This is a genomic window from Pantoea sp. VS1, assembly GCF_002207995.1.
GTDB lineage: Bacteria > Pseudomonadota > Gammaproteobacteria > Enterobacterales > Enterobacteriaceae > Pantoea > Pantoea dispersa.
Genome location: NZ_NHZE01000045.1, coordinates 431,214 through 445,425 on the forward strand (window position 1 = coordinate 431,214; position 14,212 = coordinate 445,425).

At 58.9% G+C, this 14,212-nt stretch carries 14 protein-coding genes; 9 read left to right on the forward strand and 5 right to left on the reverse strand.

Annotation, left to right across the window (positions count from 1 at the left end):
- The first annotated feature begins 54 nt into the window (after window positions 1-54).
- The gene (locus CBW22_RS18875; protein ID WP_021508741.1) at window positions 55-876 is read left to right on the forward strand and encodes a Cof-type HAD-IIB family hydrolase; all 822 of its coding nucleotides are present in this window, start codon (window positions 55-57) and stop codon (window positions 874-876) included.
- 86 nt (window positions 877-962) lie between these two features.
- Here CBW22_RS18875 and CBW22_RS18880 read toward each other — a convergent pair whose 3' ends face one another.
- The gene (locus tag CBW22_RS18880; protein WP_058770471.1) at window positions 963-1,391 is read right to left on the reverse strand and encodes a winged helix-turn-helix transcriptional regulator; all 429 of its coding nucleotides are present in this window, start codon (window positions 1,389-1,391) and stop codon (window positions 963-965) included.
- A 108-nt stretch (window positions 1,392-1,499) separates the two neighbouring features.
- Between CBW22_RS18880 and CBW22_RS18885 the strand changes: the two genes are divergently transcribed.
- Window positions 1,500-2,549, forward strand: a complete 1,050-nt coding sequence (locus CBW22_RS18885; protein ID WP_088517502.1) for an NAD(P)-dependent alcohol dehydrogenase — start codon at window positions 1,500-1,502, stop codon at window positions 2,547-2,549.
- Window positions 2,550-2,606: 57 nt separating this feature from the next.
- On the opposite strand, the gene CBW22_RS18890 is transcribed toward CBW22_RS18885, so the two are convergent.
- Window positions 2,607-2,897 (reverse strand): type II toxin-antitoxin system RelE family toxin, encoded by a 291-nt coding sequence (locus CBW22_RS18890; protein WP_088517503.1) that lies wholly within the window; start codon window positions 2,895-2,897, stop codon window positions 2,607-2,609.
- Window positions 2,887-3,141: a type II toxin-antitoxin system Phd/YefM family antitoxin gene (locus tag CBW22_RS18895; RefSeq protein ID WP_058758675.1), complete on the reverse strand. Its 255-nt coding sequence runs from the start codon at window positions 3,139-3,141 to the stop codon at window positions 2,887-2,889. The genes CBW22_RS18890 and CBW22_RS18895 overlap by 11 nt, the downstream gene beginning before the upstream one ends.
- A gap of 224 nt (window positions 3,142-3,365) precedes the next feature.
- Between CBW22_RS18895 and CBW22_RS18900 the strand changes: the two genes are divergently transcribed.
- Both CBW22_RS18900 and CBW22_RS18905 read left to right on the forward strand, forming a co-directional pair.
- A complete protein-coding gene (locus CBW22_RS18900; RefSeq protein WP_088517504.1) occupies window positions 3,366-5,201 on the forward strand; it encodes a methyl-accepting chemotaxis protein in 1,836 nt (611 codons plus the stop codon).
- Window positions 5,202-5,374: 173 nt separating this feature from the next.
- Window positions 5,375-6,451, forward strand: a complete 1,077-nt coding sequence (locus CBW22_RS18905; protein ID WP_088517505.1) for a diguanylate cyclase — start codon at window positions 5,375-5,377, stop codon at window positions 6,449-6,451.
- On the opposite strand, the gene CBW22_RS18910 is transcribed toward CBW22_RS18905, so the two are convergent.
- Together CBW22_RS18910 and CBW22_RS18915 are read right to left on the reverse strand one after the other, a co-directional pair.
- Window positions 6,452-6,913 carry an OsmC family protein gene (locus tag CBW22_RS18910; RefSeq protein ID WP_088517506.1) on the reverse strand — a complete coding sequence of 154 codons (462 nt, stop codon included), beginning with the start codon at window positions 6,911-6,913 and terminating at the stop codon, window positions 6,452-6,454.
- A 129-nt stretch (window positions 6,914-7,042) separates the two neighbouring features.
- Window positions 7,043-7,813, reverse strand: a complete 771-nt coding sequence (locus CBW22_RS18915; protein ID WP_088517507.1) for a GntR family transcriptional regulator — start codon at window positions 7,811-7,813, stop codon at window positions 7,043-7,045.
- 79 nt (window positions 7,814-7,892) lie between these two features.
- Here CBW22_RS18915 and CBW22_RS18920 point away from each other — a divergent pair, with 79 nt between their 5' ends.
- The 5 genes from CBW22_RS18920 to CBW22_RS18940 are packed head-to-tail and all read left to right on the forward strand — an operon-like array spanning window position 7,893 to window position 14,207.
- On the forward strand, window positions 7,893-9,173 hold the full coding sequence (locus CBW22_RS18920; RefSeq protein WP_088517508.1) for a M20 family metallopeptidase: 1,281 nt from the start codon (window positions 7,893-7,895) through the stop codon (window positions 9,171-9,173).
- 21 nt (window positions 9,174-9,194) lie between these two features.
- A complete protein-coding gene (locus CBW22_RS18925) occupies window positions 9,195-10,793 on the forward strand; it encodes an ABC transporter substrate-binding protein (RefSeq protein WP_058758669.1) in 1,599 nt (532 codons plus the stop codon).
- 9 nt (window positions 10,794-10,802) lie between these two features.
- Entirely contained in the window at window positions 10,803-11,750 is a 948-nt protein-coding gene (locus tag CBW22_RS18930; RefSeq protein WP_021508731.1) for an ABC transporter permease, read from the forward strand.
- Window positions 11,743-12,573, forward strand: a complete 831-nt coding sequence (locus CBW22_RS18935) for an ABC transporter permease (protein WP_088517509.1) — start codon at window positions 11,743-11,745, stop codon at window positions 12,571-12,573. Before CBW22_RS18930 ends, CBW22_RS18935 begins: the two co-directional genes overlap by 8 nt.
- On the forward strand, window positions 12,570-14,207 hold the full coding sequence (locus tag CBW22_RS18940) for a dipeptide ABC transporter ATP-binding protein (RefSeq protein ID WP_088517510.1): 1,638 nt from the start codon (window positions 12,570-12,572) through the stop codon (window positions 14,205-14,207). Before CBW22_RS18935 ends, CBW22_RS18940 begins: the two co-directional genes overlap by 4 nt.
- Window positions 14,208-14,212: the final 5 nt, after the last annotated feature.

The window sequence follows — 14,212 nt, forward strand, 5'->3', positions numbered from 1 at the left end:
TAAAACCTTGGTAAAGCCGGATGGATTGACGGCACACAGAGACGGGAGAGCATGATGGCAGTAAAAATGATTGCGGTGGATATGGATGGGACATTTCTCGATGATAATAAGCAGTACAACGCGCAGCGTTTTGCGCGCCAGTACGCGCTGCTGAAGGAGAAAGGCATCCGTTTCGTGGTCGCCAGCGGCAATCAGTATTATCAGTTGCAGCACTATTTTCCCGCTATCAAAGATGAGATCGCCTTCGTGGCTGAAAACGGTGCCTGGGTGTCCGACAGCAACGAAGAAATTTTCTGCGGCGAGCTGGCGCCGGAGCGTGTTCATCAGGTGCTGGATATTCTCGCCAAAGAACCGGAGATCAGCACCGTGGTGTGCGGTCGCAACGGGGCTTATGTGCACAAGTCAATGCCGGATGAGGTGGTCGCCATGCTGGCCAATCACTATCGCCGGCTGGAGAAGCGCGACAGCCTGTACGATATCGACGATACCATTTTCAAGTTTTCGCTGAATCTGGCACACGAAGGTGTCGAGGCGCTGCTGGCGCGTCTGCACAGCGAACTGAACGCGATTGAAAACATCATGCATCCGGTCTCCAGCGGATTTGGCTTTGTCGATTTAATCATTCCCGGCTGTCATAAGGCGCACGGCATCGCGCTGCTGCAGGAGAAGTGGGGCATTGATGATTGTGAAGTGCTGGCGATTGGCGACAGCGCCAACGACATCGAAATGCTGCGCCAGGCCTGTTACAGCTTTGCCATGGCCAACGCCGCTGCACCGGTGGCAGCCGTCGCGCGGTATCGGACGGAAAGTAATAACGACGAGGGCGCTCTCAACGTCATCGCCCGCCTGCTGGCACGCGAAACGCCGTTTGGTTAACGGTCACCGGATCGATCCACGAACCGCGGCGCTATTTAGTGTGGGATAAATCGCGCCGCGACGAACAGTGTGCGACCCGCGCGTGGTTATTCACTGGCGGATGACGCTGCAGGGCGGGCGTTTTCCGCCGGCGTGCCGCCTGCCGCGCGAAGGTTAGCTTCCATCTCATCCAGTGCCGCCTGGTTTTCTAATCCCCACTGATACATCTGCTCAATCGGCCGGGCGAAGGTCATCCCCAGCGCGGTCAGCCGGTAATCCACTTTCGGTGGAATCACTTCGTAAACCTGACGCGCAATTAAGCCGCGCTGCTCCAGCTCTTTCAGTGTCTGAAACAGCATTTTTTTCGAAATCCCCTGCAGGCTACGCTGCAGTTCACCGGTACGGGCGCGCTGTCCCGGCCAGTGATATAACGCGTGCAGCACCATTGTGCTCCACTTCACCGAAAACAGATCCATCAGACGGCGCGGTGGCGAATCCGCATAGAAAACCAGTTTGCCATCAACCCAGGCTGGCATCGCACTCTCCTTTATGGTCACCAAAAGGTGACTACTATCAATTCTGCACCGCGTTGATTATAGTCTGCCGCCTTCATTCAGCCCACATCAGAATTTGAGGAAGGCATCATGAAAATTAACGCACTGGTGGCGCAGGATGCAGCGCAACCGCTGGCTGCCGGCCAGATTACCTTGCGTCCGCTGCAGCAGCAGGACGTAAAAATTGAAATTCTTTACTGCGGCGTATGCCATTCCGATTTGCACATGGCGCGCAATGAGTGGGCGGTCAGTCGTTATCCGCTGGTGCCGGGCCACGAGATCGTTGGACGCGTGCTGGAGACCGGAACTCAGGTTACGCGCTTCAAAGCCGGTGATGTGGTCGGTGTGGGCGTGATGGTGGATTCCTGCCGTGCCTGCCACTTCTGCCAGCAGCAGGAAGAGCAGTACTGCGAAGCGGGCTTCACCGCCACTTACAACGGCATCGATAAATACACCGGCGACAGCACCTGGGGCGGCTACGCGCAGCATGTGGTGGTCGATCAGCATTTTGTCGTGTCGATCCCGCAAAATCTGGCGCTGGCGGGCGTGGCACCGCTGCTGTGTGCGGGCGTAACGGTGTGGTCACCGCTGCGCCACTTTGGCGTTAAAGCCGGCGATAACGTCGGGGTAGTGGGACTGGGTGGTTTGGGCCACATGGCGGTAAAACTGGCCAGCGCGCTGGGCGCTGAGGTTACCCTGTTTACTACCTCGCCGGAAAAAGGCGCTGACGCACGTCGTCTTGGTGCGACGCGCGTGGTGGTGTCGCGTGATGCCGCGCAGATGGCGGCATGCCAGACCTCGCTTGATTTCATCATTGACTGCGTGGCGGCACCGCACGATCTCGATCCTTACCTCGCGACGCTGAAGACCAATGGCCGTCTGGTGCTGGTCGGCATTCCTGACCAACCGCATCAGTCGCCGAACGTCACGCCGCTGGTGTTTCGCCGTCTGAGCATCAGCGGTTCATCCATCGGTAGCATCAAAGAGACCCAGGAGATGCTGGATTTCTGCGGCGAGCATAACATCACGGCAGATATTGAGCTGATCGCCGGTGAAGAGATCGAAACGGCCTTCGCGCGTATGCTGAAGGGCGAGGTGAAGTACCGTTTCGTCATTGATATGCTGGCAACTCGCTGGTAATTGCCCTGCCATGGCTGGCGATTTCAGGCTGAAATCGCCGGCTTTGCTATCAACAGATTACTCAGGCAATCTGCATTCCGTATCCGCATAGACCTGGCTGCCTTCGCGTTTACCCACACCTAATACCATGACAGTGATGGTTTCATCCTGCACCAGGTACACCAGGCGATAGCCTGAAGCACGTAGTTTTATTTTGTACTGATCTTTCCGTCCGTGAAGTTGTGCTGAGGGGACACGTGGATTTTCCAGCCGTTGTGCCAGCTTTTTCTTAAACTGCTCACGCACCGGATGACCCAGTTTCTTCCACTCCTTTTCAGCGGAAGGAACGAACTTTAATTTATAAGTCATCCAGCGAAATCTCTTTCGCATCCGCTAATTCAGAAATGCGTTCATCAGCGATACGACCCAGTTCTGCATCTTCTGCTAATTCCATCAGATATTGGTAAACAGCCGGTGGAACGCAGTAAAAAGCGGGCTCGTTGCGGTTTAAGATAGCAATGGTTTCCCCTTCCGCTGAACGCACTGTTCCCATGGGATCACGCTTTAAATCGGTAATACTGGCAGCGGTGTTTGACAGGATCTGAAATGGCATGGTGAGGTATCCAGGCTTAGATAATGAAAACAGGTGAAGTGTATTAACACTTTATGGTACTGATATTAGCGCTTTGAGAAGTGCTTTAAAAGAGTCTTTTGGCTAAATACTATACCGCTTTAATGACACAGCACATTTTCGCCCCGCAACAGTAAACAATTCCCGTTACGGTCCGATAACTCCTTCTGCAGACTCAACAAAAACAACAATGACAGGAGCGAGACATGGGACTGGTCTCCCGATTACGGAATGTGCGCATCACGCGCAAACTGGCGGCGGGCTTCGGCATCGTCCTGCTGCTGGTGGCGCTGGCCACAGCGCTCAGCGTGCAACGATTCAACCAGATCCACGACATCTATCAGAAAACCAATCTGATTTATGACATCAACATTGAAGTCTTTCAGGCCAAAATCAATCGTCTTAAATATCTGTATGGCGAGGACAAAGCGGGCGACACCATGACGGATTACGTCACGCACGCTCAGCAATTGACGCAGCGGGCCCAGCAGTTGCCGTGGACGGCGGACGCCAGAGGGTTGCTCAACGATGTCGCCAGCCATCTTGCCCGTTTTCAGCACAGCATCACCGCCATGACCCAGGCAACCCAACAGCTCAACGATCTGCGCAGCCAGCTGGATGCGCTGAGCCAGCAGGACATGACGTCGCGCTATACCGGGCTAATCCGGACCCCCGTAAGCACACCCGAAGTCACCAACCAGATTTATCAGCTGCTGTTTGCCATCAGTAATGTCCGCGAAGAGGCCTGGGCGCTGCGCTTCAACGTCAGCGAGGCACTGCGCAATAAACTGGAACATGATTTTCAGCGCGCCGGGCAGGACATGAACACGCTACTGGCCCAGCTGCCAGCGGAGCAGCAGGGCGGATTCAACGCGCTATGGCAGGATACTGAACGTTTTAAAGATTTGAGCCTGCAGGCGGCAGCGATTTACGGCCAGCTGCGCGGCGCGGAAAACACCGTCAAAGTGGCGGGCGATAACAGCAGCGCGGCGATCAAACAGATCATCGCCCTGGTTAAGGCGCGTAACGATGAACTGGCTAACGGGTCAGCGGCGCTCTCGCTGCTGATTGGCAGCCTGGCAATAGTGCTGGGCGTGCTGGTGGCCTGGACCATTATCCGGCAGATTACGCGCCCGGTGTTCCACAACCTCGCGCTGGCGGAACGCATTGCCAGCGGCGACCTCAGCTCGCAGTTTGTCACTCATCGCCAGGACGAGCTGGGACAGCTCACCTCTGCCATGGGACGCATGAATGCGCGATTGCGCGGTATGATTGGCGAGGTGCTGCACAGCGTCAGCAATGTGTCGCAGGCTGCCAGCACCATAAATCAGGGCAACCTCGAGTTGTCGTCGCGCACCGCCCAGCAATCGGCTGCGGTGGTGGAAACCGCAGCCAGCATGGAGCAGCTGACCGCCACGGTGAAAAATAATGCCAGCAATGCGCGTCTCGCCAGCCAGATCGCGGCGGAAGCGACGCATAACGCCAGTCAGGGCGGTATCGCGGTGCACAACGTCGTCAGCACCATGGGCGAGATTTCTGATAGTTCTAAGAAAATTGCCGAGATTACTGCGGTGATCAACAGCATCGCCTTCCAGACCAATATCCTGGCGCTCAACGCGGCGGTTGAAGCCGCCCGCGCCGGCGAGCAGGGGCGCGGCTTTGCCGTGGTCGCCAGCGAAGTGCGTAATCTGGCCCAGCGCAGTGCCGGAGCGGCGAAAGATATTGAACGACTGATTGGCGAATCGGTAGGGCGTATCAGCAACGGCCATCAGCAGGTGGCGCGCGCGGGTGAAACGATGGAGCAGATTGTCAGTAGCATCGCACGCGTGAATGAAATCATGGCGGAGATCTCGGCTGCTTCTGATGAGCAGAGCCGCGGCATTGAGCAAATCGCGCGCGCAGTAGGTGAGCTGGACGGTACTACCCAGCAAAATGCGTCGCTGGTCAGCGCGTCATCCCATTCCGCACAGGCGCTGGAAGAGCAGGCATTCATGCTGCAGCGGCTGGTCAGCCAGTTCCGTTTGCAAGGCGCTGTAAACTAAAAACACGCGCAGCGGCAGCGAACTGCACCTGCTGGCCGCTGCTGCTATTGGCGGCAAAGCGCTGTTATTTACGTGCCCGCCAATGTGCAAGGCGAAAATTCTTAAAAAAAGTCGCCGCAGGGCGACTTTTTCCCGATACACTGCCATTTTTGTCGAACTGAATTTTCCCGTGAATGAATTACTACTCGCCTGATGAAAACCATTTGAAGCGCCGGTCAAAACGCTTCGTCCGTCGTATGTTCATCATGCGTCAGCTCGGCACGATCCTCTGTTTCTTTCCGATTCTTTCAGTGTTACTGGAAATGCAGCGCGGACTGGCATTCAGCGCACTGCTGTTTGTGAACGCCTTTTTCTGGCCATGGCTGGCGTATCAGCGTGCGCTTCGTGCCGAAGACTCAACCGGAACCGAACGCCAGAATCTGACGCTGGATGCCGCCTTCGGTGGAATATGGGTGGCGCTGATGGCGTTAAGCCCGATGCCCTCTTTTATCATCATGGCGGTGCTGGCATCGGATCGCTATGCCGCTGGCGGCGGCGCGCAGCTGATTGCCGCCATACAGGCATTTTTGTGCGGGTTTATTATGGTGTGGCTGCTGGATGGCACCAGCGTACATCTGGCGTTCAGCACGCAAACCGTCTGGCTAACGTTGCCGCTGGCCACCTGTTACATGCTGGTACTCAGCGTGGCTTCCTACAATCTCACCTGGCATTTACGCACCCGCAACCGTGAACTGGAGCGCATCGCGCTGATGGATCCCGGCCTGAAAATCCCTAACCGGCGCCTGTTTGAGCGGCGGCTGGAGAGTGAGTTTCTCAGCACGCGGCGCGGCGATAGCAGCGGCTATCTGCTGTTGCTGGATGTCGATCACTTCAAAGTGGTCAATGATAGCTGGGGTCATGAGGCGGGCGATTTTCTGCTGGCCGAGATCTCGACGCTGCTGCGCAACTATGTCGGGCAGCAGGACATTCCGGCGCGCTTTGGCGGCGATGAGCTGGGCGTCATCGTGCATCAGGCCAGCGATGAATCGGTGGTGGAACTGGCCGAAAGGCTAAAAGAGAAGATTGCCCAGCTGCGCTTACCAGCCTCTGCAGAGTTCCGCTGCTCGGTCAGTATCGGTATTGCGCCTGCGGTCAGCGCCGAATCGATAAGCGACTGGCTGCGCCATGCGGATGAAGCGCTGTATGAAGTGAAGCGCGCCGGGCGCAACGGCGTGCGACTGTGGCAAACGCCGCTGGCCCGCGCATCATAATCAGAAAAACTCAGGATCGCAGTTTACCGGAAAATTCAGCGAGTTAGCGATGAAGCAGGCTTCGTGTGCCTGATGATGCAAGGCCCGCGCGCGATCGGCATCCGCTGGGTCGCGCAGTTTAATGCGCGGCTTCAGCGTGATATCGGTAAAGCGGCCACGCGCCCCCTCGACCATGTTCCCTTCGGCAGCATCTTCATACTCCTCCACCACAATGCCGGCATCGGCGCACAGGTGTAAATACCACAGCTTATGGCAGGCCGCCGCAGACGCCAGCAGCAATTCCTCAGGATTCCAGCGCGTTTTATCCCCACGAAATGCCGGATCGGCACTCAGCAAAATGGGCGGTTTACCGGGTGCCTGTAATTCGCTGTCACGATCGTAAGCGGTATAAGAAGCTGTGCCATCGCCGCGATTGCCGCTCCAGCGAAGGTGAATCTGGTAATGATGCTGCCGTCCTGCCATGGGAAATGTCCTGTTCAGTGAGATCACCTTAGCGGTTGTTATTCACAACGTTCGCTGCGTTTTGGTGCAAATTAATCAGGTGCGCGTCGATGCGCATCTGAAACACTTTACAGTAAAACGTCTACATAATCAGCGTATCTCATTGACATACATAAAATGTTCAGTGCTGAAACGGTGATGTGCAAGAATCACCGGCGTGGCGCTTTGATCAAATGAGACCTCATCGATCACCATCACCGCGTGCGGCAGAGCAAGTTCCAGCAGGCTGGCATCTTCTTCTGTAGCGAGCGTGGCGCTGATCTGCTCGCGTACTGCCGCAACACGCACATCGTACTGCTCAAACAGGTAACGATACAGCAACTGCGGTAGCTGTTCCGCCGGCGGAAAGTCGGGCAGACGCGCGGCAGGGAGCACCAGCGTTTCATGCATGGCCGCAATGCCCTTCACCCGGCGCAGGCGTTTCAGGCGAATCACTGCGTCACCCGCTGCGATCTGCAGCTTATCGGCCTCGTCGGCGCTGGCGCGGCTGTGCTGATACTCCAGCAGTCGCGTTTCCGACTGTAGCAAACCGCCCGCTTTGTCATGCAGACGAAAATAGTGAAAGAAATGGCTGAGGTTATGCAGCGGCGCCCAGCCGGTCACCACCGTGCCGGTTTTGCGCCGGCGCATCAGCATCCCTTCCGTTGTGAGCGCCGCCAGCGCCTTGCGCACCGTACCGACCGAGACACCGAACTTTGCCGCCAGACTGTTTTCACTGGGCAAAATGGTGCCCGCCGGCAGCTCGCCCTGCAGGATGGATTCACTGATATGGCGCTTCACAACTTCGTACAGCGGAGCGCCTTCGCCTTCGTTCAGGCGACTGAATTGAGGAACGTCGTGCGCGTCATAGTTTTTTTGCATGTTTCCGATTACCGATTGACCCCAGCTGTTCATTTGCATTATCTATAAACTATATAGAAATACAATAAGTGAACAGTTTATGCAGGAAAATTCATCACTACAGCGCGCTTTGACCCATATCGCCGACGATCAGGCGCAGATTCTTGACGATCTGCAACGCATGCTGGCGGTGGATACCTGCTTCCCGCCCGGACTGGGTTACGCAGCATTCGCCGACCTGCTGAGTACGATGCTGCAGCCGCTGCATTTTAACCTGCAGCGCGTTTCGGTGCCCGACGTGCTGTGGCAGACGCCGGACGGCAGCGCGCAGGGCGAGCGGGTGAATCTGCTGGCCGCGCTGGATGCCGGCGCGGCTGAAAACTGCAATCTCTACTTTCACACCGATACGGTTCCGGCCGGTGATGGCTGGCGCTTTCCGCCGCTGGCGCTCAGCGTGGCGGAAAATAAGCTGTTTGGACGCGGTGCCGCGGACATGAAAGGCACCATCGTGGCCGCGCTGGCTGCGGTGCGGGCCGCGCAGCGCTATCAGCTCCGCCTGCGCTATAACCCGGTGTTTTTACTCTGTACCGATGAAGAGGGCGGCCTTTATCCCGGTATTCGTTATCTGGCGGAGCAGCAGTTATTCCACGGTCACCTGCTCAGCTTCAACGGCGGCGCGGTGCCGCGCATCTGGGCCGGCTGCTTTGGCAGTATCGATATCAAAATTATCGTCAGCGGCCGCTCGGCGCACTCCGGCGATCCGCTGCAGGGTATTAACGCCATTGAGGCCGCGCTTCCGCTGATGAATGCGCTGTATCAGCTGAAAGGTGAAGTGGAACAGCGGGTTTCGGCAATGCCCGCGCCGCCGCACTATCAGGGCCAGCCGCTCACCGCCTTACTGACGCTGGCCGCCGCGCACGGCGGCAGTAAAGGCTCGACCATTCCGGAACGCTTCGAGCTGCTGGTTAATCGCCGTTATGCGCCGGAAGAGCCGTTTGCCGACGTGTGGCAGGAGCTGACGCAGTGCGTGGATAAGGCGATGCAGGGCAGCGCCGCCAGCGACGTCACGCTGCAGCTGATTGGCCATCTGGCACCAGTCGCCGATCCCACCGGTCCTCACTGGCCGCGCTGGCAGGCGGCGCTCAGCCAGGGCTTCGGCTTCCCACCAGCAGAATTCAAAGCCTGGGGATCCGCCACCAGCTCGGATATGGGCTGGGTGCAGCAGGCCGGCATTCAGGAAATTCTGCTGGGCGGACTTGCCCGTCCCGATAACCGCATTCATGCCGCCGATGAATACACCACGATGGCAGATGTTATTGCACTTTCGCAGTCGATTCTGGCGTATCTCGCCAATGATTTTCAGCCAACCCAGGGTAATTAATAAACCAACGAGGAACAGAAGATGTGCGCCATGAAAGGGTTAAACCGCAGACAGTTTATCGCCAGTTCAACCGCCCTGACCGGAGCGGCGCTGCTGCCCTGGTCATTCAGTGCCTCGGCTGCCGCCGTTGCCAGCGCGACCCCGGGCGGCACGCCGCGTAAAGGTGGCGTATTGCGCATCAGCGTTGACCAGGCGGTTAGCGTGCTCAATCCCCATCAGGTGCGGGTTAATCCGGAATATCTGGTGGCAGAGCTGTTGTATAGCGGCTTAACCCGCCTGACGCAGGCGATGAAAGCGGAAGGCGATCTGGCGCAGTCCTGGCAGCCGAACGACGACTTAACCCAGTGGACCTTCACGCTGCGGCCCGATCTGCGCTTCAGCGACGGTTCGCCGCTCACCGCAGCGGACGTGGTCGCCAGCCTGCAGGCACTGCTGGACCCAAAAAACGCCTCACCGGCGCTGCACAACATCGGCCCGATTAAAACGGTAAGCGCCAAAGACAACAACACCATCCTGATTGAGACCGAGGCGCCTTATGCCGATCTGCCGGTGATGCTGGCCTATCCGGATGCCAAAATTATCCCGGCGCATATCGCGCAGGGGCAGTACGACAAGCTGAGTAGCGCCTCGCTGGGGGCCGGGCCGTTCCAGCTGGTGTCTTACGATCCGGAACGCAAAATCGTGGTGAAACGCAACCCGCACTATTACGACGCCACGCGGCCGTATCTGGATGGCGTGGAAGTGGTGGTGTATCCCGACGCTATCGCTGAAAGCTCCGCGCTAATCGCCGGCGATACCGATCTGATGCTGAGTGCGCAGTCGAGCGAGTTCGCCCGCTTAGCCAAATCGGCGGGCGTACTGCCGCTGCGCGTGGCGTCCGGCCAGTTTCTTAACGTCAACATGGGCTGCGATCAAAAGCCCTTTAATGATGTGCGCGTCCGCCAGGCGCTGGCGCTGTGCGTGGATCGTCAGGCATCGGTGGATTTTGTCGCAGACGGTCTGGGATCGCCGGGTAACGACACGCCGATCAACGCCGCTTATCCGTATTACGCGCAGCTGACGCAAAAAGCGCTGGACTACAGCAAAGCCAAAGCGCTGCTGGCGGAGGCCGGTTATCCCAATGGGCTGGATTTAACGCTTATCGCCTCAGACAAGCCGTCAACCCGCACCCAGCTGGGGATTGCCCTGCGGGAGATGGCGAAACCGGGCGGTTTCCGTATCAATGTGCAGACCATGGCGCACAGCACCTATCTCGATCAGGTGTGGAAGAAGGGCAATTTCTACGTCGGCTTTTACAACATGCAGCCGACGCCGGATGCGGTGTTTTCTCTGCTCTATACCTCAACAGCGGCGTGGAACGAAACGCGCTGGAACAATGCGGCTTTCGACGGTGCGGTGATGGCGGCGCGCGAAACCAATGACGAAACGCTGCGCAGCCAGCTGTACGGCAAAGCCCAGCAGCTGATGCACGACGAGGTGCCCTCATTAATCCCGACCTTCTTTGATTTGCTGGCTGCCAGTCGTGAGCACGTGGCGGGCTATCATCTGCATCCGCGCGGTGCGGTGTTCCGCCTCGATCATGTCTGGCTGACCGCTAACGCGCCAAAGCGCAGCCTGTAAGGAGCGACCGTGACAGCAAGTTACCTGCTTAAACGCCTGCTGCTGATGATTTACACGCTGCTGGTGGTGTCGCTGCTGGTGTTTGGCATCACTCAGCTGCTGCCCGCCGATGCTGCGGTCACGCTGCTGGGACAAAACGCCACGCCGGAAGCGCTGGCGGCGGTGCGGGCGCGGCTTGGGCTGGATGCGCCCGCCTGGCTGCAATACTGGCACTGGCTGACGCAGGCGTTGCAGGGCAACTTTGGCGTGTCGATGCGCAATGGCCTGGCGGTCGGACCAACGTTGCTGACGGCGCTGTCGCGCTCGCTGCTGCTGGCGCTGTGCGCCCTGTTACTGATGCTGGTGATCGCTATTCCGCTCGGCATCTGGGCGGCCGTGCGGCGCGGTAAGACCGCCGATGTGCTGGTCAGCGTGATCTCGTACATGGGTATCTCGTTTCCGGAATTCGTCACCGCCACGCTGGTGCTGCTGCTGTTTGCCGATGTCTGGCAGATTCTGCCCGCCACCGGCTACGTGCCGCTCAGCGAAAATTTTATCAGCGGTATTCAGCACCTGATTCTGCCGTCGATCACCGTTGCGCTGATTCTGGTGGCACACGTTTCACGCATGGTGCGCTCAGAAATGGTTGACGTGCTGCACACCGACTACGTTCGCGCCGCGTGGCTGAAAGGCCTGTCGCGCCGGCGCATCCTGTGGCGCCATGCACTGCGCAATGGCCTGCTGCCCACCATCACCATTGTGGCGCTCGACGTCGGCTATCTGCTGGGCGGGATTGTGGTGGTGGAGGAGATTTTTGCCATTCCCGGTATTGGCCGGGAGCTGATTGTCGCGGTACAGGCGCGCGATTTGCCCACCATTCAGGCCGGCGTGATGATCCTCGCGGCAACCTATGCCGTGGTGAATTTCCTCGCGGATTTGGCCTACGTCATGCTCGATAAGCGGATTTCCTATGCCTGAAATACTGAAACGATTACTGCGCTCGCCGCAGGGTGCGGCGGGTGTGCTGATTCTGCTGCTGGCGCTGCTGATGGTGGCGGGCGGCGCGCACGTGGCGCCGTTTGATCCGGAAGCGATCTCCATCCTGACGCGTTACCGCCCGCCCAGCGCAGAACACTGGTTCGGCACCGATCAGCTGGGGCGTGACATTTTCAGCCGGGTGCTGGTCGGCGCGCGATCCACCATTTTGCTGTCGCTGCTGGCGACCGCGCTGGCGATGGTTACTGGCTCGGTGCTGGGCACCGCCAGCGCCTATCTGGGCGGCAATGTGGATGAATTCCTGATGCGCACCATGGATGCGGTGATGGCGGTTCCCAGCCTGCTGTTTGCGCTGCTGATTGTCAGCACCCTGGGGCAGAGCAGCATGAACGCCGTGCTGGCCATCACCATCGCCTTCGTGCCGGGCATGGTGCGCATTGCGCGCAGCGTGGCGCTGGCGGCGCGTCAGCAGGACTACATCAGCGCCGCCATCGCGCGTGGCGAAGCGGGTTACTACATCATTCTGCGCGAAATGCTGCCGAACATTCTCGCGCCGATCATCGTGGAAGCCACCATTCGCGTGGCATTCGCCATCATGCTGTTTGCCACGCTGAGCTTTCTCGGCCTCGGCGCGCAGCCGCCCGAGCCAGAGTGGGGGCTGATGGTGTCCGAGGCGCGCAGCTATTTCTTTAAAGCACCGTGGATGATGATGATCCCCGGTCTGGCTATCGCGCTGGTGGCGATTGGCTTCAACCTGCTGGGCGATGGCCTGCGTGATGTGCTAAATCCAGGGAGCCACAAATGAAGAGTCCGCACAACCCGGTGCTGTCGGTGGACAATTACAGCCTCGATTATGCGTTAGCGCGCGGCCATTCGCTGCCGGTACTGCGCGATATCACCCTGCAGGTGATGCCGGGCGAAGTGCTGGGGCTGGTAGGAGAATCTGGCTCCGGCAAGACCACCCTTGGCTGGGCGATCATGCGCTGGCTGGCCAGTAACGCACGCGAGCAGGCGGGTGATATCCGGCTGAACGGCGAAAGCCTGCTGCAGTTGCCAGCGCACCAACTGATGGCGCTGCGCGGTAAAAAGCTTGGCATGATTTTTCAGGATCCCAGCGCATCGCTGAACCCGACGCTGACGCTGGGTGAACAGGTCACCGAAGTGCTGCGCCGTCATCGTGGGCTGTCAGCGCGCGAAGCGCAGCAGCTGGGGGAATCGCTGCTGCGCGATGTCGAGCTGAAGCACCCGGCACGCATGATGCAGCGCTATCCGCATCAGGTTTCCGGCGGTGAGAAGCAGCGCATCCTGATCGCTACCGCCTTCGCCTGCCAGCCGGACTGCCTGATTTTTGATGAGCCGACCACGGCGCTGGACGTCATCAGCTCGGCGCAAATCCTCGATCTCTACGAGCGACTGCGCGCCGAGACCGGCGTCGCATCGCTGTATATCTCACACGATCTGGCGCTGGTGGCGAAAGTGGCCGACCGCGTGTGCGTACTGGAGCAGGGCCGCATCGTCGAGCAGGCCGCGACGCGCACGCTGTTCAGCGCGCCCGCGCATCCGTATACGCGCAAACTGATTGCCGCGGTGCCGGATCCGCAGCATCGGCTGGTCGCGGATGCGGCCGGCCGTCAGCCGCTGCTCAGCCTGCAGGCGATGACGATTGATTATGGCCAGCACGGCGTGCTCGATCGGCTGTTGAAACGCGAAGCGAACACGACGCGGGCCGCCAATGCGGTTTCGCTGACGGTGCATCAGGGCGAAATTCTCGGCGTGGTCGGCGAGTCCGGTTCGGGTAAATCTTCACTCGGCAAGGCGATAACCGGCCTGGTGCCGTTCAGTGGCAGCATCGACTTCTGCGGCGCGACGTTATATGGCCGCGCGCAGATGGACCCGGCGTATCGCCGCCGCGTGCAGATGATTTTTCAGCATCCGGATGCGTCACTCAATCCGCGCATGACCGTCGGCGAAATTATCGCCCGTCCGCTGCGGCTGTATGGACTGCCACCGGGAGAAAGCGAGGCGCAGGCGGTGGCGCGTCTGCTGCAGGAAGTGCGGCTGCCTGCGGAATTTGCCAGCCGCTATCCGCACGCGCTGTCGGGCGGGCAAAAACAGCGCGTGGCGATTGCACGCGCCTTCGCTAACCCGCCGGACCTGGTGATTTGCGATGAAATCACGGCGGCGCTGGATGTGTCGGTGCAGGCCACCATTATCGAGCTGCTGCTGGAGCTGCGCCGTCGCTACGGCACGGCATATCTGTTCATCACCCACGATCTCAATCTCATCCGCCAGATCGCGCATCGCGTGGCGGTGATGTATCGCGGTGATGTGGTGGAAGTGCTGCCCGGCGAGAATATGCGGGCGCAGGCACAGCATCCTTACACCCGTGCACTGCTTGATGCCGTGCACATCCCTGATCTGACCCAATCCGTGGCATAACGAGA